General features: G+C 62.6%; 13 protein-coding genes. 5 read left to right on the top strand and 8 right to left on the bottom strand.

Annotated elements, in window-relative coordinates; translation table 11 throughout:
* On the bottom strand, positions 1-386 hold a 386-nt coding region (locus PLU72_14975; GenBank protein HOT29481.1), incomplete at its 3' end, for a hypothetical protein.
* A gap of 323 nt (positions 387-709) precedes the next feature.
* On the opposite strand from PLU72_14975, the gene PLU72_14970 reads away from it, so the two are divergent.
* On the top strand, positions 710-991 hold the full coding sequence (locus PLU72_14970; protein ID HOT29480.1) for a hypothetical protein: 282 nt from the start codon (positions 710-712) through the stop codon (positions 989-991).
* A 500-nt stretch (positions 992-1,491) separates the two neighbouring features.
* On the opposite strand, the gene PLU72_14965 is transcribed toward PLU72_14970, so the two are convergent.
* From PLU72_14965 to PLU72_14945, 5 genes are all read right to left on the bottom strand, one after another.
* Entirely contained in the window at positions 1,492-2,208 is a 717-nt protein-coding gene (locus PLU72_14965; protein HOT29479.1) for a 4'-phosphopantetheinyl transferase superfamily protein, read from the bottom strand.
* Positions 2,209-2,253: 45 nt separating this feature from the next.
* The gene (locus PLU72_14960; GenBank protein HOT29478.1) at positions 2,254-3,903 is read right to left on the bottom strand and encodes a PfaD family polyunsaturated fatty acid/polyketide biosynthesis protein; all 1,650 of its coding nucleotides are present in this window, start codon (positions 3,901-3,903) and stop codon (positions 2,254-2,256) included.
* Positions 3,904-4,130: 227 nt separating this feature from the next.
* A complete protein-coding gene (locus tag PLU72_14955) occupies positions 4,131-4,949 on the bottom strand; it encodes an MBL fold metallo-hydrolase (protein HOT29477.1) in 819 nt (272 codons plus the stop codon).
* Between the two features lie 550 nt (positions 4,950-5,499).
* Complete coding sequence (gene msrA, locus PLU72_14950; GenBank protein HOT29476.1) at positions 5,500-6,084, bottom strand: peptide-methionine (S)-S-oxide reductase MsrA; 585 nt, start codon at positions 6,082-6,084, stop codon at positions 5,500-5,502.
* Positions 6,085-6,346: 262 nt separating this feature from the next.
* Positions 6,347-8,227 carry a HAMP domain-containing sensor histidine kinase gene (locus PLU72_14945; protein HOT29475.1) on the bottom strand — a complete coding sequence of 627 codons (1,881 nt, stop codon included), beginning with the start codon at positions 8,225-8,227 and terminating at the stop codon, positions 6,347-6,349.
* Positions 8,228-8,362: 135 nt separating this feature from the next.
* Here PLU72_14945 and PLU72_14940 point away from each other — a divergent pair, with 135 nt between their 5' ends.
* From PLU72_14940 to PLU72_14930, 3 genes are all read left to right on the top strand, one after another.
* Positions 8,363-9,913 carry a DEAD/DEAH box helicase gene (locus PLU72_14940; GenBank protein HOT29474.1) on the top strand — a complete coding sequence of 517 codons (1,551 nt, stop codon included), beginning with the start codon at positions 8,363-8,365 and terminating at the stop codon, positions 9,911-9,913.
* Between the two features lie 118 nt (positions 9,914-10,031).
* A complete protein-coding gene (locus PLU72_14935; GenBank protein ID HOT29473.1) occupies positions 10,032-10,532 on the top strand; it encodes a hypothetical protein in 501 nt (166 codons plus the stop codon).
* Between the two features lie 504 nt (positions 10,533-11,036).
* Positions 11,037-11,660, top strand: coding sequence for a nitroreductase family protein (locus tag PLU72_14930; protein HOT29472.1), 624 nt, complete (start codon positions 11,037-11,039; stop codon positions 11,658-11,660).
* A 75-nt stretch (positions 11,661-11,735) separates the two neighbouring features.
* Here the strand turns inward: PLU72_14930 and PLU72_14925 are convergent, their stop codons facing one another.
* Complete coding sequence (locus tag PLU72_14925; GenBank protein HOT29471.1) at positions 11,736-14,690, bottom strand: SpoIIE family protein phosphatase; 2,955 nt, start codon at positions 14,688-14,690, stop codon at positions 11,736-11,738.
* A complete protein-coding gene (locus PLU72_14920; protein ID HOT29470.1) occupies positions 14,687-17,542 on the bottom strand; it encodes a SpoIIE family protein phosphatase in 2,856 nt (951 codons plus the stop codon). The genes PLU72_14925 and PLU72_14920 overlap by 4 nt, the downstream gene beginning before the upstream one ends.
* Before the next feature lie 301 nt (positions 17,543-17,843).
* Here PLU72_14920 and PLU72_14915 point away from each other — a divergent pair, with 301 nt between their 5' ends.
* Entirely contained in the window at positions 17,844-18,893 is a 1,050-nt protein-coding gene (locus PLU72_14915; GenBank protein HOT29469.1) for a class I SAM-dependent methyltransferase, read from the top strand.
* Positions 18,894-18,908: the final 15 nt, after the last annotated feature.

Here is an 18,908-nt window from a genome sequence, read left to right as displayed (position 1 = left end):
CGATCAACAGCGCGCTTGCGCGTGGTTGGCGGGTGTTTTCTCGTAAAGTCATGTCCGAAAGCCAATGCTCGTCGTTTCATCATGAACACAAGCATACCAGATTTTTTCATGTGAAATCGAAAAAAACATTCTCGTTTGAAAGCCCTCCTGCTGTGCGCAGTTTCCGAGGTTTCTGCAACAGAACGTCGATTCCTGAAAGGAAAAAAAAGCCGGCTTTGCGCTTCCCTCGGTGCCGAACCTGCGAAACTCGAGCCGTTCTCGCCCTTCACCGGAATATGCAATAGTGAGTCCTGCTGAATGAAAACCAACCGTTCGCCCTGAGATATCGAAGAGCGAATAGTGGAATCAATGGGCGAGCGCTGGTTCGTGCTTCTATCCCTCGACACGAACGAAGTCAGCTCCTCGGCTTTCGAATCGCAGGAATCAATAATACAACTATACGATATTATATTTGTCGATGCCGGCGCCGTTTAGTCCTGATACACCGGCGGATACGCACGTGAGACGGTAGAACGGCTGCTCCGCGGAGAAGAGGGTGGTTCTCTATCAACTCGAGGCGAGAGTTGGGAGGTTGCATGGGAAGGTTGCTTGGAGTGCTTTTCTGCCTTGCTTCCGGTTTTCAGGTGGCGATATTCGATCCGAAATGAAATTTCGCCATATACGGTGCAGTTGCCGTGATATACTTCCATACATCGAAAGGGAGTGTTCCATGAGCATGCTCAAATATATATCCGGCGCCACGTCATGCGAACTCTGCGGCCTTCCGCTGAAAATGTCGCGATTCGCCGTGAACATCGACGGTCATCGGGTGACGGTGTGCGCAAACTGCAAAAGCTTCATCGCGGCAGATGCCGCCGGACAGGAAGTCCTGTCGAACGACGGGGAGGCTCCGCCCGTGAAAACGGAGACCGCTCAATCTCCGATGGAGCTCCTGAGACTGGGGTTGGCTGCCGGTCTTGCGCTCTTGCTCGCTCTCACGATTTTGATTTGAGAGCGTCGGGAAAGCTGCTTGGCTGACGACGCACGGAGATACTCCGTAGAGGAAACGAGGTTTTCAGGAATGTATCCGCAGATGTCGCGGATGAAAGCCTGAAATCGATACTCTTGCAAGCGTAATTTCTCTGCGGTGATACGGTCTCTTCTCCAGACGTTGCCGTTGTCCCTTTGGACCGAGATTCAAAACGCTCTTGCGTGATGGCTGTATTTTCGCCGCAGGAGAGAATGTGAGGCATACGATACCACTCGCCTCACAAGGAACATGGCAAACCCTTGCATGCTCGATACCGTTCGTGCTGAGCCTGTCGAAGCACGAGTGCTCTCGCCCTTCGACATGCTCAGGACAACGGGGGTGTCGTGTCGATACGGATATAATATATATTGAACGCGATACTAAACGCCCGACATGTGAGACGCATGGGATGCCATATCCCGCGGGAGACACCGGGCGCATCGTGAGACGACGGGGACGCCTTGTGGGAGTGTCTGCGTGGTTTATTCGCCGCGTTTCGATGCGGTGTCTGACGGGGGCCATGGGTGGGGATGGAACGGGGCAGGGGCTCCGGTTGCGGCCAGGGTGGCAAGGTAGCCCGGGGCTGGGATCCAGGAGGTGCACCACCAGCGGGCGGGAGCCTGCGGGTCGCCGTCGAGGGTGAGGACGGGGCGAAGGACTCCGTCTTCGAGGCTGATGGTGAGCTTCTCGAGGCCCGTGAGACCGAGACCGAGGGCTTTCAGGATGGCTTCTTTTCGCGTCCAGAGGCGCAGGAAGGCCGGCTCACGCTCGGCCTCGGGAAGGGCCTCCCACGCTTCATGCTCGGCGGGTTTGAAGAAGCGGTGGATGATGGCATCCATCGGGGTTCCGGCACGGCGTTTTTCGACGTCGATCCCGACGAGCCCCGCGTCGGCTATAGCTATCGCGATACAATCGTGACTGTGCGACAGGCTGAACGCCGGGGGCGTCTCGCCGGATGCGCTTTCCAGATACGGTCTGCCGCCCGGTTCCACGGCGAAGCGAAGATCGCGGGCGGGCAGGCCGAGACGCCTGCCGAGCACGTGGCGCAGAAGGCCTCGCGCGCAGCGAAAACGCTCGCCGACGTCAGGGTTCACGAACCGGCCGGCCCGGTCCCGCTCCGCGTCGTTCAGATGGTCGGTCAGCCGCGAAACGGTCTCGGCGGGAAACGGCAGGAAGGCCTGCCAGACCTCGAGATTCATCGTTCCGAGAAATCGATGCCGCTCATGATAGCGGGAGGGGCAAGGTTATTGAATATATGTAGCAATAGTGTCGATCGGCAGCGGCCGGACCTGCGCGATTTCCAGAGGAAGATGGACGCCCTGGGCGCGCAGGGCGGCGAGCCTTCCGGTGACGGCGGCGCCGAACAGCAGGTTGAACGCCACGTCGACGACGCGGCGGTTCTGGGGTTTCTCGAAGAAGGTGCCCTTCGCCCACTCGTTGAACGCGCCCATTGCCGGTCCGCACCAGATCTGGAAATCGACGGTGCGAGCCGGATCGCCCGCGACGGCCCATCGCGACGAGAGGCCGAGATACCATCGGAACACCAGCGCCATCAGGTGCTTGGGGTCGCGCTCGGCGCGCTGCACCTGCGCCGGGTCGCGCTTGAGGAAAAACTCGCGGGTGGACGCCCAGACCCCTTCCAATGTATTTTTAAAGATATTTTTTTCCAGGTTCGCCCGGTCCGCGTCGGCGATCGTGTGCAGGCCTGCGTTGGCTTTATACAGTTCGTACAGTTTGGCCGCGCGCATGGCGAACATCGTGCCGCGCTTGAGAACCTGGACCGTGACGCCCATCTCGAACATGTCGCCGGCCGGCGCCATCGCCGTGTCGGCCTGGCCGGCCTGGCACAGCATCAGGCGCGCCGCGTCGGAGGTGCCCGACTCGATGCATGCCTGGTTCACCGAGCCGGTCACGAGATACGCCGCGCCCATCGCCAGAGCCGCCGCCGCGGAAGCCGGCGTCGCAATGCCGCCTCCCATCCCGACCCGCAGAGGCATCGGGTAGTTGAACTGGGCCTGGAGCTGGTCCCGCAGAGCGAGGATCGTGGGAAGCAGGGTGACCGCCGGACGGTTGTCGGTGTGGCCGCCGGAATCGGCTTCAGCCGTGAGGTCCTGCGCGATCGGAATCTGCGCCGCAAGCCCCGCCTGCTCGGGGGTGATGTCGCCGCGCGCGACAAGCTCCTGGAGAAGTTTCGCCGGGGGCGGGGAGAAAAACTTGGTGGCGACTTCCACCCGTGAGATCTTGCCGATCACGCGGTTGGGGGTGACGATCCGGCCGTCGGCTTCCTGCCTGATGCCGCTGACGCGGTATCGAACGAGCGGAAGGGTCACGTTCAGGAACGCCGACGCCTCGATCAGCCGGATGCCGCGCCGCAGATACAGATCGACGATCGCCGCTTCCAGGTCTGGCTCGTTGGGACTGTGGATGAGATTGAAACCGTAGGGAACGGCCGGCTGGATGCTCTGCATGCGGTCGATCGCCGCCTCGACGTCCTTCGGCGACTGGCCGGCGGCACCGATGAAGCCGAGCATGCCGTTGCGGCCGAGGGCTTCCGCGATCGCGGGCGAGCTGATGCCCTGTGCCATAGAGCCGCAGATATATGGATATCTGATCCCGAGGTCGGCGCAGAACGAAGCGTCGCCGAGATTCTCGAGCCTGACGGGCGGGAGTATGCCCCGGAGTTTCAGGGTGCCGGACTGGCTCGCGGCCGTCGCGCCGTGGAGAACGCCGCCGTCATGGGTCGCATGGAGGGCGCCGTCGCGCTCGACCGCGAACACGGGACGATGGATGCGGAACAGGTGCTCTCTGAACGCATCCTCGCTTCCGGCCAGCGTGGCGGGGTCTCCGAGCCACCAGGCCCATGAATCGCTTGTGCAACTGGTCGGAATCGGCATGCGGCGTCTCCTGTGGAGGCGTTGATCTTGGCCCGGCCGGTCGCTCCGGCGGCCCTGCGAGTGTAAGCCAAACCGCCCTCCTTTGCAAGAAGCCCATGGCGTTTCCCCGTTTCGGCGAACGCGATGTGCCAGGGTGCATTTCGGGTGCATCGCGATCCACCCCAACGGCACATGGGCTGATCAGCGTGCCGTCGGGGCGGTTCGCGAACCAACCGCCTCGTCATTGATCAGGCGGCGATATCTTTTTCTTTTTCAGGGACGACCTTCTGGATGAGGAATTCCTGGGCTTTTCTGGCGAAGCCCAGGAACCCGTCGGCTTCCGCGTCCTGGGGCGGGTTGGGCTGGTAGTGGTAGAGCCACATCTTCGCCTTCACGGCGGCCGGCAGGGTTTTCAGGTCTTCGTAATGCGCGTGGACGCCGGACTTGAAGGGGGCGGTCTCGCAGTCGTGGAAGATCAGATCGACGGACTCGTAGAACTTCCGCATCTGGTAGGGCGCGAACTGAGTGTCGGCCGAGAAGAAAATGCGCGGGCCGCCGCCTTCCTCTTGAATGAGGAGGCCGTAACTGTGCTGGATCATCATGCCGGACACGATGTGAACGGTCTGCACGGGCGTGAACCGGATGCCCTCCCACGTGAACGAGGAGTTGCCGCGGACGGGGTGGCACTCGAAATAGTCTGTGAGGTTCGCGATCTTGCCTTCGAGCGTTTCGAGACCGCCGCGCAGGCTCTTGTTCCACAGGTCGGACAGCACGTTCTGAACGCCGAACAGCTTGGGGCGCTTGTGCGCGGGGTGGAAGTAGGTCACGAGGGCCAGCCACTCGAGCGAGCCGATATGGTCGGCGTGCAGGTGCGAGATATAGACCCCGTCGATTTCCGACGACGCGTTGGCATTGGTGATGCCGAGCTCCTCGAGGGCGAACTGAGCCTGGGAGCCGCAGTCGATCAGCAGTTTTTTGCCGGATTCGGCGATGACGAGCAGGTTGGACTGGTAGTATTCCCGCGTGGTGAAGGCGCTTCCCACGCCGATGAACTTGAGACGGAACATACGGGGCTCCTTTCCTGAAAAATGCGGGGGACTGTCGATGCCGGTGCGCAGCCGACCCGTGCCGAAAAGGCATTGCATCCCTTCTTCCATCGAGCCGGAAAGGATTCCGGAGCCGCGGGAAACCCGATCGCCGCGCGGGCGGGGCCGGCCGGTTCCAGGCGCCGCGACGTGCGCGGGCGTGAAACCGGGAGCCATCGCACCGGGCGAGGAGTGAACCGGCCGGAACGGCTTCCTTCGGACGACGAGGGCGTATGAGACGCCGCAACGCAAAGGTGCGAGCGGTCGGGAAGGTATATCGCAACTCTCATGCCCGCCGTGAAATTGGCGAATCATCAGGGTTTCGGCGTTCGCTCAGGCGCCGGACGCGTCACGCGTGACTCGTTTCTGCGTCATTCGTGCCGCCGTTTTGCCGCCTGCCGGGGGAGCGTTGCGTGTTGCATGCTGCATGAGAGCTACCCGTTCGCCCTAAGCTTGTCGAAGGGCGAGAGCCTCTCGTGCTTCGACGGGCTCAGCACGAACGGGAGCGCAACATTGGCTTATGCCCCGGGAATCAACGATTGGTGTTTTCGGGGCGTTTGAGCCGGTCTTTGAACAGATGGCGGAACTTGGCGAGCTTGGGGCCGATGACGGAACTGCAGTAGGGTTGGCCGCTGTTGCCCGCGTAGTAATTCTGATGATATGCTTCGGCGGGATAGAAAACGGTGAGGGGGGCCAGCTCCGTGACGATCGGCGCTCCGAACGCGCCCGACGTGCGAAGTTCGGCCATGACGCGCTCGGCGGTCTCTTTCTGGGCCTCGTCGAGAAAGAAAATCGCCGACCGATACTGGGTGCCGACGTCGTTTCCCTGGCGGTTGGGCGTGGTTGGGTCGTGGACGGAGAAAAAGACCTTCAGGAGTTCCTCGTAAGAAATGACCGCCGGGTCGAACGTGATGCGTGCGGCCTCGGCGTGGCCGGTCGTGCCGGTGCAGACGGCTTCATACGTGGGCGACGCCGTAGAGCCGCCGGTGTAGCCGCTCGTCACGGTCTCGACGCCGCGCAGTTCAGCGAAAACCGCTTCGACGCACCAGAAACAGCCGCCGGCAAAAACGGCCGTCGCGCGCTCTCCGGACGGTTGCGCAGGAGCGGTCGAAGCCATGATATAACCTCCAATATTGAATATCGCGACGAGAATGAATACTGCGCGACTCATGTGTTAGGCGACAAGTATCACGAATAATATAAATATTATCCGCATCGACAGGATGCTCCCGTTTGCCCTGAGCCTGTCGAAGGGCGAGAGCATTCGAGCTTCGACAGGCTCAGCACAAACGGTATCGGGCATGCAGGTGATTGTCGTGTAACGTGGGAGACGAGCAGGAACGCCCATGCCCGGAGCGACCCGCACTCCGCCGGTCGGGTCACGGGATTTCCCTGGGAAGGTCGAATGTTATGCAGGTTCCTTTGCCCGGCCGGCTTTCGAGGGCAATCGTGCCTTTCAGGATCGCCGTGAGGTGCTTCACGATCGAGAGGCCGAGACCGATGCCGCCGAAACTGCGCATATTTCCGCGGCTCACCTGGAAGAACGGCTCGAAAACCCGTTCCTGCTCTGATGCGGGAATGCCGATGCCGGTGTCGCTGATCCGGAAGCGCACCCCCGTGCCCGTCGTCGTCACGTCGAGGCGTACCTCGCCCGCTTCCGTGAATTTGAAGGCGTTCGCAAGCACGTTGGCCAGAATCTGCCGGATCATCACCGGGTCGCTGTGCATCATGACGGCGTCGGCCGGTGCATTCGCGATGAAGGCGATCTTCCTGGTCTTCGAGATCGTTTCCCCGAGGTTGCGCGCGAATTCCACGATCTCGACGAGCGGGAAGCTCTTCGGCCGGTACCGGAACTTCCCCGATTCGATGCTCGAAAAGTCGAGAAGCGTTTCGATCAGCTGCTGCAGATGCTGGGCGCTGGCCTTGATGCGCTCCCCGAAGTCGGCCGGATTCAGGTCTTTCGTCGGTGAATCCGCAAGGAGGGAGCTGTAGCCCAGAATGGCGGTCAGCGGGGTCCGGAGTTCGTGACTCATCATCGTCAGGAATTGGGTCTTTGCGGCGCTCGCCGCCTCCGCTTTCTCCTTGGCGATGCGCAGCTCCTCCCGAATCTTCGTCTCGGTCCGTAGCGAGTGCTCGAGCGCGCTGATCGACTCCGTCTTTTCCCGGTTCTCGCGGAGGGATCTGCCAAGACGCAGCTCCGATGATCGGATTCGCTTCAAAACCCGGTTGTACAGGTTCCAGCCGTCGGTTTCGCCGAAAAGTTCGATGAGCGGGCTCACCGGAGGGAATTTCTCGTCCGTCATGTCGATCGTGTCGAGGACCGTCAGTCCGATGCGATATACGCCTAGGCCGATCAGCATGTAGGCGACGGCCAGAACGAGGTGCACCGGATGCGCCGCCACGAGGTAGACGGGATATTTCGCTGAAACAATAGCAAATAGAATACATCCGAGACTCAGCAGAAAGGTGCCGATCGAAACCAGCCTGATGCCCTTGCTCAGCCTGCCGCGCGAGTGCATCCAGTTGATGAGGGCGAGCGAGGCGACGAACGAGTTGAGCACCGCATACAGAAGGTGCGACAGAACGTCTCGGGCATTCGGTTTCTCGAGAAGGCCTGGGACAGACTCCGTGATGCCCGATGCGTACATGAGCGCCCCGAACAGCGCCAGAACGCCCGCGTAGATCAGCGACGCGCCAATTCCGAACCGGATCCGCCAGAGTCTCGCAACCTTGAACATGCCGCTCGTAGCGAAAAGGATCGCGAGAATGAAGAAAAAATGCGGGATGTTCGAATCTTTGAGAGTCCTGCCGAGACCCAGCCACAACACGAGGTCGGTGGTGTTCGCGATCGCCGCGCAGGTGAGCGCCGTCGCGATCGTTCGAGAAATCTCGTGGACGAGTCCGCGCGTCGGGACCCACCAGGTGCCTTTCCAGGCCAAATAGGCGGATACGCCGTTGAAACAGACGAAACAGGTGAACAGGATCTCGGCTCGTTCGAACGAGTTGCCGGGAAGCTCGAGAAACTCGGTCACTCCCCAGGCGGCGAGATACATGAGACAGACGGAAACGAGGAAAAAGAACTCGACGCCGACGCTCTGCCGGGGCAATGCGTCTGTCGCGCTGTCGTCATCGGCCTGACTGCGACGCGCGACGTCTTCCTCGACATCGGACGGCGAATCGGCAAGCGACACGCCTTCGGCCGTCAGGACGGCGACGCGCTCGTTTTCCTCGAGATCCGTTATTCGGGAATGTCCCTTCATGTCCATTGTGTATTGTAACCAATACTATCCCGATTACGCAAATGAATCTTCGGCCCTTGCGCGAAAAACCCTCCCGGGGGTACTCTGAAGGGCGAAAAGAATTTCACAGACCGAAAGGATGTAATCGTCAGAACCATGACTGACCCGAATCACTCTCTCCAGGAAGAAGCCGCTCTCGAACCGATCCCGTCCTCCGCTCCCCAGCAGGAGTCGGCGGCCCCCCTGGCCGAGGAACTCCCCCGCTTCCAGTTCGAATCTCTGCGCGAGCCCCTGCGCCGGGCCATTTCCGAGATCGGCTGGCGCGAGCCGATGCCGGTCCAGGCGAAGATCATTCCCTATATGCTGCGCGACGACGACGTCATCGTCCAGTCGCATACCGGCAGCGGCAAGACCGGTGCGTTTCTCCTGCCGATCTGCGAAAAGCTCGACCCGGCCGTCGGCGGCTGCCAAGCCCTGATCATGGCCCCGACCCGCGAACTGGCTCTCCAAGTCAAGACCGAGCTCGACCGCATCAACGTCCATCTCGGCCTCCGGAGCGTCGCCGTCTACGGCGGCGTCGGATACGGTCCCCAGCTCGAAGCGTTCCGCCAGGGCGCCCACATCGTCGTGGGAACCCCCGGCCGCCTGCTCGACCATCTGGGCCGCGGCTCGCTGGTCCTCAAAGACCTGCGTTACCTCGTGATCGACGAGGCCGACGAACTGCTGTCGATGGGTTTTTACCCCGACATGACCCGCATCCGCCAGTATCTCCCGCGGAAACGCGTCTCCGCGATGTTCTCGGCGACCATGCCGGCGAGCGTGAAACGCCTCTCGAACGAGTTTCTTACCGAACCCCTGTTCATCGGTCTCTCCGGTGACTCGCAGCACGTTCCCGAAATGGATCATCTGTATTACGTCGTCGATCCGATGCAGAAAGATCGAGTGTTGATGCGGATCATCGAGATGGAGAACCCCGAGAGCGGCATTATTTTCTGCAATACGAAAAGCGAGGTGGAGTATCTGGCCGCCTTCATGCGCAGGTTCGGCTACGACGTCGACCAGATGAGCGGCGACCTCGGCCAGCGCGACCGCGAAACCGTCATGGCCAAGCTCAAGAACCATAAGCTCCGGTTTCTCGTCGCGACCGACATCGCCGCGCGCGGCATCGACGTGAGCCATCTCGAATACGTGTTCGTCTACGACTGGCACAAAGATTTCGAACAGTATATCCACCGCGCCGGCCGCACCGGCCGCGCCGGCAACCGCGGCGTGGCGGTCAGCCTCGTCTCCGTGATGGAGGAACCTGACCTGAAGCGCTACGCGAAGCGGTTCGGCATCCCCTTCATGTCGAAGCCGACCCCGACCGAGGAGGACGTCCAGCAGCGCATGACCGAGCGCCTGCTGGCCCGTCTGGAAGCGCGCCAGCGCGACATGAACTCCGCCCAGCGCGAACGGTCGCGCCGATTCGGCCGCCTGCTCGACCAGATGCTGGAGCACGAGCACGGAAGGGAGCTCCAGCTGATGCTGCTCGACGAGATCGGCGGGCGGATGCTGGCCGAGGGCCGGCCGAGTCCCGCCGACATCGATGCCGCGAATCTCTCCGCACCGGTCGCCGAAGACCGCCGTCCGGCGCAGAACGGCGGCGAGAAGCGGTCGATGCACCGGCATGGCGGCAGGCGCGGCGGCGGCAGGGGCCGCAGGTTCTGAGTCGCGGCCCGCGAGCCCCCGGAAACGGGTGGCGTGTGGGCTGCGCCGATGACTTCGGTCGGGGCCTTTTCGGGCCGATATTTCTGTTACAGAGATATCGGTTCGAAAGGACCCGCACATGGAACCCGGAGGCATCACCCTTCCCATTCCCGAACCATCCGTCCGTTTCGGAACCTTTCGTGATGGACAGCCTCTTCCCGCTCCGACGGAGATTCGCGATGCGGCGCGACTCGCGAATCTGCAACGACAGGACGCATATATCCGGCGATATGCCGGCGCCCGCGCGCTGGCGACCGGGAGCAGCGCGACCTATCAGACCGTCCTCGGCCCCGACGGAAAGCGGTATGTGGTGAACGGTACCGTCGACCTCGAGGTGACCAGGACTTCCGGCGATCCCCGTGCGGTCCAGCGCGAAGCCGCCTATGTCCGCCGGATCGTCGAAACCGGGCCGCTGCTTTCCCCCACCGACCGGGCCGTTGCCCTGGAGGCCCGCCTCATCGAGCGCGAAGCCGAACGCGAGCTGGCCGATGCCGCTCCCCCAAGTCGCGGCATGTACACCGCCGACGGCCGCCTCGCCGAACCCCCAGCCGACAACCCCGGTGTGATGCTCACCGCGTAGACCCTCGGTTCCCGATCGCGATATTGGGAATGTTTCACCGCTGAGACACTCCGTTGAAAAAATCTCGGTTTTCAGGACCGAATCCGCAGATGAAGGGCAGATGAAACCCTGATGAAGAGCAGATAAGAACGAACGTCTGATACGAGCTGTTTTCGTGAGGAATCGGAAACTCCAAGGGAATAAGGTTTTCAGAATTTCATCTGCGAAATCTGCTTCATCAGCGTCATCTGCGGATTGGCTCTCAACGTGAAACAGACATACCAGCCGCCGAGGCGCAGAGGGTTTTCTCGCGCGCCTCCGCAAAATGGGCCGCAGGGGCGGATCGTGACCCGCCCGATCCTCGCACACGGTCTGTAGGGGCTGATTTCAAACCCGTCCCTGCGTGGCGATGTCGAAAGATTCTTTCTCGCAACGATCTCCGGGATGCGTCAGCAAGAACGGCGTGGTAACATTTCTTGGGCGTGTGTGCGCCCGAAAGGTAGAAATCGAAACCGGGAGGAACCCATGGATTTTTTCGCTCTTGCCGCAAAACGGCGCACCGTTCGCCAGTTTACCGCCGACCCCGTTGCCAGAGGTGATATCGAGAAGATCATCCAGGCCGGCCTCATGGCGCCGTCGCCAAACAATTCTCAGCCCTGGAGGATCGCCGTCATCACTGACAGGAAGCTGCTCGAGCGCATGAAGGACGCCGTCGAGAGGAAACTCGCCGGAATGTTCCCGAACGTTTCGGCCGAAGCGAAAGCCCGCCTCGACAAGGTTCGCACGTTCTCGACGATGTTCGTCGACGCCCCGGTCGTGCTCGCCGTCATGGCGAAGCCCTACAAGGCCATGATCGACAAGGTGCTCGAGGAAACGACCGTCACCCACGAGGAGATGAACGTGCTGCGCATGCATCCGGACATCCAGTCCGTCGGCGCGCTCGTCGAGAATATGCTGCTCGCCGCGACCGAGATCGGCCTGGGCGGATGTTGGGTTTCCGGCGCGCTTGTGGCCTCCGAGGCAATCGACGAGATGCTGAAGGACAAAGAATACAAGGTCCAGACGCTCGTCGCGATCGGAAAACCAGCCGCGAAGCCGGCCCCCAAGGAACCCCTGCCTCTCGCCGACCACGTAACATGGATGGCGTGAAACGTCCATAATCTTTTTCAGGGGCGGGTTACAAACCCGCCCCTGCGTCGTCGATGGCAAATATAATATAAAATATTATATGTCGCGGCGGAGGACGACGAGGGTGACGTCGTCTCCCAGGGGGCCGGGTGCGCGGCGGATGTTGAGTTCCATCAGCAGGCCGTCGAGAATGCCGCGTGCGTCTTTTCCCGAGCCGGCGAGGGAATCGACGATGTCGCGCAGAGTGTCGTCGCCGAGTTGATTGCCGTTCGGGAGCAGACATTCGGTATACCCATCGGTATACATTACGAATGCATCCCCCGGCTCGAGGGAAATCTCGATCGTGTCGCGCTTCGTCTTCTGTCTTGCGCCGAGGGGAAAGCCCGTCATGGGCAGGAATTCGGTCTGTTTCGATGCGGCGCGGTAATGCAGGGGATAATTGTGGCCGGCGCTTTCGACGGTCAGGAGATGGGCCGATGCGACGAGACGCGCCGTCAGCATGGTCATGAACTTCCGCTGTCCGCGGAGTTCCTGGAAGAACACATCGTTGAGCGAGGTCATCAGGGGGCCGGGGCCGGTCTCCCCGTCGGCGAGCCGGTAGGCGACGGTTGCCTTGGCCATCGCCATTGCAAGGGCCGCCGATGCCCCGTGGCCCGTCACGTCGCCGATCACCATCAGGAATGAGCCGTCGGGACACCGCATCAGGTCGTAATAATCGCCGCTCAGGTCCGTGGCGGGGAGGTTGACGGCGGCCAGACTGAACCCCTCGATCAATGGAGTCGATGCCGGAAGCAGGCTCGTCTGCACGACCCGGGCGAGTTCGAGGTCCTTCAGATCACCGAGCGCGCGATTGAAGATCTTCGCCAGATGACCGAACTCGTCGTCACGCCGGCAGGGGATGACGATGTCAGACCGACGCCGTCGGATCGCGTCGATGCCGTCCTGAAGATCGGCGATGGGGATCAGCACGAGAGCGCTCAACAGGTGGCCGGCGGCGAATGAGGTCAGCAGGGATGCCAGCAGTCCGATCAGAAGAGCCAGCTTCATGCCGTTCAGGCTTGAAAGCTCCTGCTCGGCATCGAGGACGGCGGCCGTGACGTATTTTCCCAGAACGGCTTCCGGTGCGGCGACGACCCAGGCGGTGCCGGAGGCGAGCCGGAGTTCCCGCTCCATCACCTTATTCGTCAGGTGGCAGACCTGCATCATGTGCATCAATTTCTCCCGGTCGGGGGTTCCGGGCTGAGGCCACAGGCGGCTGCCGTCGAGAGAGGCCGTTTCAGACCGGGGCGGCGCGGCCGACAGCCTGGGGGTGCGCATGACGGCCGATAGGGTCGAGAAGTTCTGTATGCCGAGGACCGGCGGCATGTCCATGTGGGAGGCGTCGAGCAGGAGAAGACGTATGGCGTCGGCGCCGGTCAGAACGGCATAGGAAAGATGGAGGCGTATCTGGTCGTCTGAATCGGACATTCCCATCAGGAACGCCGGCCCCGTCGCGAGATCCGGGAAGACGTTCCAGATGACGTCGGCGGGCGAAAAGCCTGCCTGCAGCCGGTGAACCGCGTTGGGGGTCTCGATGAGGGTTGACCAGCCGAACTCGGGATTCGTTGTCACCTCCTCGACTAGCAGGTCCGTCGGCTGGATTTTGCTCCCGTCGCCCGTGCCGAGGCGTTCCGGAATGTATCGTCGGATGGCCGCGCGCGACAGCAGGGTGCTCATTTCGACGATATCGTTCCGGTCGGGGTCGACCCGTTGCAGAATGGCGCGGCTGTCCGCGTCGAACAGCATCAGCAGGCGGCACATGCGCGCTTCTTCAAGAGGCGCGAGCCTGCGGCTGAAGCCCTCGAGGTCGAACGGCGTCCTGTTCGCGAGCTTCCATAGTTCGAGAAATTTTTCCCGGAAGATCGCCATCGTGCGCGAAAAGCCCGCATTGACGGTGTGAAGTTTGGTGACGCCCTTCGCGAAGGCTGCGTTGCGGAGGCGCTCTTCCTGGTATCCCAGGCTCATCCAGCCGACGCCGAAAGTCGAAAGCATCGGCAGGAGGGTGGCGGCGACGAACAGCAGGCTCATTTGAGACCGCAGGGACGAGGACGACGGGTTGATGCCCTTCCTGTATCCCTGATACAGTAGCAGGGGAGCGATGATCGCGATCGAGAGAAGGGCGGTCCGGAAAAGCGCGAGATCGTGCGAGGCGGGGAGGGGGGCCGCGATGGCCGTGACGACGCCCATGCGGTCCCGGTCGAACATCCACAGCGTCCGGTTCCGCTCGACGACGTCCTTCTTCTCCGCGTTCGCCTTTTCCCATGCCATGCGGATCGAAGCTGCGGAGCGATTTCGTGGCGGGGCCCAGAAATCGATGTCGGGAATCGCCCGGCCGATGTTTCGAACGATCTTCCGATATCTCGCCCGATGCCGGAGAAAATCCTCCATGTGACGCGGGGGAACGTTCTCGATCAGCAGGACCGCCGCCAGACCGGAGCCGTGGAACGCGAAATACCCGACGCCCCGTCTGCCGGACGTGTCGAGGACAATATACTCACCGTTATTATATCTCAGGTTCTCGACGGTTGCCTCTCGCCCCCAGAGGGCGGTCGCCTTTTCGTCGACAGACGGGGCCAGCCGAGCCCGGCTGCGGGCGGGGGCCTGCATCGCCGAAAGCATCTCGGAGACGAGGGCCTTATGGGAGGCGTTCTCGGGGTAGATCAGGGTGCTGCGGCCGTTCTGGAACAGGAAAAGGCTGCATGTTTGGCCGAAATCCCGGTTCATCCGGTCGATGGCGTTCTTGAAGGTCAGGAACCTGCCGAAGCCCGAGCGAAGCGCTTCATGGATGGGCCAGGCCGCGTCGAGCAGGACGCAGCCGTTTCCCCGCCAGGCGATGGCCCGGTCGAGTTCGAGCCGCAGGTGCCGCTTCAGAGACTCCGTTCTTCGCATCTGCCATGCGTCGAATAGGTCGAACATCCCGAAAACCCCGTAGAGAAGAATGACGAGAGCCGCTCCGATGAGCAGAGTACGTCGGAGCCTCTTTCCGGGAGCGGTGTCGGGTGGGCGGTTCACGGCAGGGCCTCCCTTCGGGGGAGTCTCGAGAGAACCAGCATCGTCACGTCGTCGCTCCACTCGTCGGTGATGGCGGCGCGGCGTTCGAGCAGACTGTCGACAATGCTTCGGGCGCGTTCCGCGTCGGCGGATGCGGTGTCGCACGCCGCGCGGGCCATTGCCGTCATGCGCTCGTAACCGACGGGAGCGCCTGAGCGGTCGAGCGCTTCGACGAAGCCGTCGGTGTAGAAAAACAGGGTGTCGCCAGGTTCGAGCCTCAGCGTGCCGGCCGGGGAAGCCTGCCGCCGGCGCCGGATGCCCAGCGGATACCCGGGGGCGCCGACGAACCGTGCCTTCGCTTCGGGACGCACGAGGAGGGGATACGGGTGGCCGCCGGAAAGCCATTCGACCGTGTGCGTCACTGGGTCGAGCAGGCAGCCGAAGAAGGCGAGAAACCGCCTTGGGCCGGGGAAGGATCGCAGGAGAGCGTCGATGCGGTTCGCGAGCAGGGGCAGATCGGTTCGACCCGATCTGCTCCAGAGGGTCACCGTGGCTTTGATGAACGCCATGAGCAGGGCGGAGGCCGCGCCGTGGCCGCTCACATCGCCGATCAGCAACAGGATGCGGCCGTCGGCCAGAGGACGACAGTCGAGGCAGTCGCCTCCGAGGTTGCCGGCGAAGAGACATCTGCCGTGAATCGCGTAGCCCTCCGGAGCCGGATACGCGGCGGGAAGGAGGCTCCCCTGGACCGCCTTGGCCACGTCGAGGTCCTTCAGCTCGGCCATCATCTCGTTGAATGCGGCCGAGAGACGGGCGAGTTCGTCCTGGCCGTCGATCCGGACGGGCCTGTTGAACTCCTTCCGCTGCAGGTTGGAGACCCCCTCGGCCAGCGCCGAGACGGGGCGCGTCAGCCTTCGGGAGAGCAGGGCGCCGAGCCCGGCGGCGAGAAGGATCATGACGGCCATTCCCGCATACGCCTTCGCCCGAAGCTCGCCGAGGGCCTCTTCGATCCTGTCGTCGGGATACAGGGCGATAAAACCATAGCGATCGATATTCGTTCCGACGATGGCGGCGTACCACCAGTCGCGCCGGCCGAACCGTACCGTTCCGAAGACGGGTTTGTTCAGAACGCGACTGCGCTGGATGGCGGGGGTCAGTTTCCTCCAGGCCGCTGCGTTTCCGGGAAAGGCCTCGGGCCTGTCGATATGATGCGCGCCGATGCGGATTTTCGTGCCCCAGAGAGCGCCGGACTCGAGAATGCGTGAGGCCGTGTAGTCGCGCATCAGATTCTCGCGGTCGAACACGAAAACGGCGAACGACGCCTTTCTTCCGGTTGTTCGGGGGTAGTCCCAGTAGAACATCGGCCTACTCGTGCCTGTGTTCATCGGATTCAGGCGGCGAGGGCGGATCGCAAGGGCCGTGAACCCGAACTGGCCTTCGCGGATCATCCGGTTCGTCCCCGCATCGATACGGACGGAGGGCGCGGCGATGAGATTTGGGGCGAGAACCTCGAGAGCCATACGCTGGATGATCGGCAGGAGCGGCGTGAATGCGGTATCCGTGTCGGGAAACCTGGCGATGGCGCGGCTGTCCGGCGCCAGCAGGTCGAGGTGGCCGTTGAGTGGTGTGGCGGTGAAGGAGGCGGCGGTGCGGGTGGAGCCGAGGTCGTAAAAGGTGGGCTGTGAGGTCAGCGCGACCAGTCTGCGTCTGAAGCGGTCGAGGTGATCGTCGAATCGCTCGTCGAACAGTCGCAGGGCATCGACCTGCGCGCGCTGGACCTCGCTGCGGAGAACCTCCCGGCGGTCAGACAGGGCGCGGAATCCCGCGAGGGCGGCGCAGGCGGTCGGGACGGCCGCGGCGACGACGAACAGCAGCACCGACAATCGGGTGATCGGCCCAAGCAGATCTGGGCCGCAGACGAGCATCCGCGCCGAGGCGAAACACGCCGTTGCGATCAACCCCCACCAGAAGACCAGGGGCGGCCGGGCGGCGGAAGGCGAGGGAACGGCCAGGAAGAGCACGTTTCCCCCGCTCGTTAGGCGAAATTCCCAATGTCGCCGGTTCGTGTCGATCTCTTGGCGGCCCTGTTTTTCGAGACGATTCCAGAACCGGGTGGGAAGCTCGGGCCGCACGGGACCGAGAAAACGCCAGGTGTCCGAATCGCACGTTTTCCAGCCGAGCGCCGTCCCCGGTGCGGATTCATCGGTCCAGAGGGCGGCGAGGCGGCTTCCGACGTCGGGTTCCGAGGTGATGACGAGAAGAAAGCCGCCTGCGGGGCCGATGTCCCAGAAAACGGAAATGGGTTTCTTCATTCGCTGCATCCGCATGCGAAGCCCGCGGTTTTGCCGGAACGACTGAAGGCTTCTGCTGTTGCCGAACACCGCCTTCAGCCGGCGATCAAGATCGGCCGTTGCGGATGTGTCCGTCGGCCCCTCGGAGGCAAGTCCCGCGAGCAGTCGCCGCATCAGCCAGAGATTCGGGGGAGAGGCGGGGTCGGTTCCCGTGAGCGCGCCGCGCCGATCGAATGTGAAAAGCTCGAATCCGTATCCGGGAAGGGCGGTGCGAACCCGTTCCGCGAGACGCCGAGTTTCGGGGGCATTCGATGCGCGCTTCACGGGCCGGGCGAGCTCGGGGAGAACTTGGGCAAGCGCCAAATCCGGGTCCGAGCGTACGGCGATCCGCTCGATCCGATCGGACACCTCTCCTGCGAATGCCGCCCGCTTTTGGCCGGCATGACTCCGCATGGCTGCATCGCCCAGCACCCCGAGCGCCGCGAGCGGCACGAGCACCAGCAGCAGCCGCGCCCACCCGAGCCGAACGGCGGGAAGTGCAGTTGCCGCTCCCGTGACCGCGCTCGTGCCGGAACCTCTCATACGACGATTCTATCAGAGTCGGTCCCCGCCTGCATGAAGGACCAGGGCGAGCGCATCCGTTTACGCATCAGTTGTTGCAGAATCACGTATCCGCTCACCCTGAGCTTGTCGAAGGGCAAACGGAACTCGTGCTTCGACAGGCTCAGCACGAACGGAAAACAGTCGCGAAGAGAACCGGCCGATTCCTCCCGGTTGGAATTCGGGGCGGGAAGACGTATACTCGGGGGGAGTCAAGAGACCTGAAAAGGAAGGTTAAGTCGGCCTTCGCCGCGGCGATGGCGACCTGAGGAGCATACGGACCATGAGACTGTTATCACGCATCGCGATGCGACTCGTCGAGACCGGCTTCATGCCGGATTTCCTCATACGGCTCGGGCTGCGGGCCCTCAACTGGGCCAGGCTGTATTCCGAGCACCGGGGCGACCTGGAATCCCGCGGAGACGCGTTCCGAACGCTGCTGGCGCGACTCAGGCTCAGTCCGATCACCGTCGCCGAGGAGCAGGGCGCGCGCAGCCATTACGAGGTTCCGCAGGAGTTTTTCAGCCGCGTGCTGGGGCCGCGCCTCCGGTACACCTGCTGCTACTACCCCTTCGGCTCGGAAAGCCTCGAAGACGCCGAAGAGTCGATGCTGCGGCTGACGGCCGAGCGCGCGCGGCTCGAGAACGGCTTGAAGATCCTCGACCTCTCCTGCGGCTGGGGCGACCTGACGCTGTGGATGGCGGAGCGGTTTCCCGAGGCGCGCATCACGGCGGTCACCCGGTCCGTCGTCCAGTGCCAGCATGTGACGCGGCTCGCCCGCCAGCGCGACCTGAAAAACGTCGAGGTCGTCGTCTCGGACCTCGCCCATTTCTTCGCGGCAAAAAAGTACGATCGTATTATAGCGATAGAAACACTCGAACGGTGCCGCAACTACCAGGAGTTGATGCGGCGCATCGCCGGCTGGCTCGAGGACGGCGGCCTGTTCTTCGCGCACATGTTCATGCATCGCGAGCTCGCCTACGTCTACGAATCGATCAGCGACGACGACTGGATGGGAAAGCGGTTCTTCACAGGCGGCCTGATGCCCTCCGACGACCTGTTGCTGCATTTCCAGGACGAGATGTCGATCGTCGACCACTGGCGGCTCAGCGGCCTGCACTACGCGATGACCGCGGAGCATTGGCTGCAGCGGCTCGACGCCTCCCGCGCCGACCTCCTGCCGATTCTCGAGGAAATCTACGGCAAGACCCGGGGGACCCTCTGGTTCCACCGCTGGCGCGCCTTCTTTCTCTCCATCGCCGAGATGTTCGGCTGCTGGGGCGGGGAAGAGTGGGGCGTTTCGCACTACCTCTTCCGCAAGCGGCGACTCTGAGCTGAATCTCGCTCT

The sequence above is a fragment of the Candidatus Ozemobacteraceae bacterium genome (assembly GCA_035373905.1).
Classification (GTDB): domain Bacteria; phylum Muiribacteriota; class Ozemobacteria; order Ozemobacterales; family Ozemobacteraceae; genus MWAR01.
The sequence above is the reverse complement of the archived record's forward strand: the minus strand, read 5'-3'. Positions and strand labels throughout refer to the sequence as shown.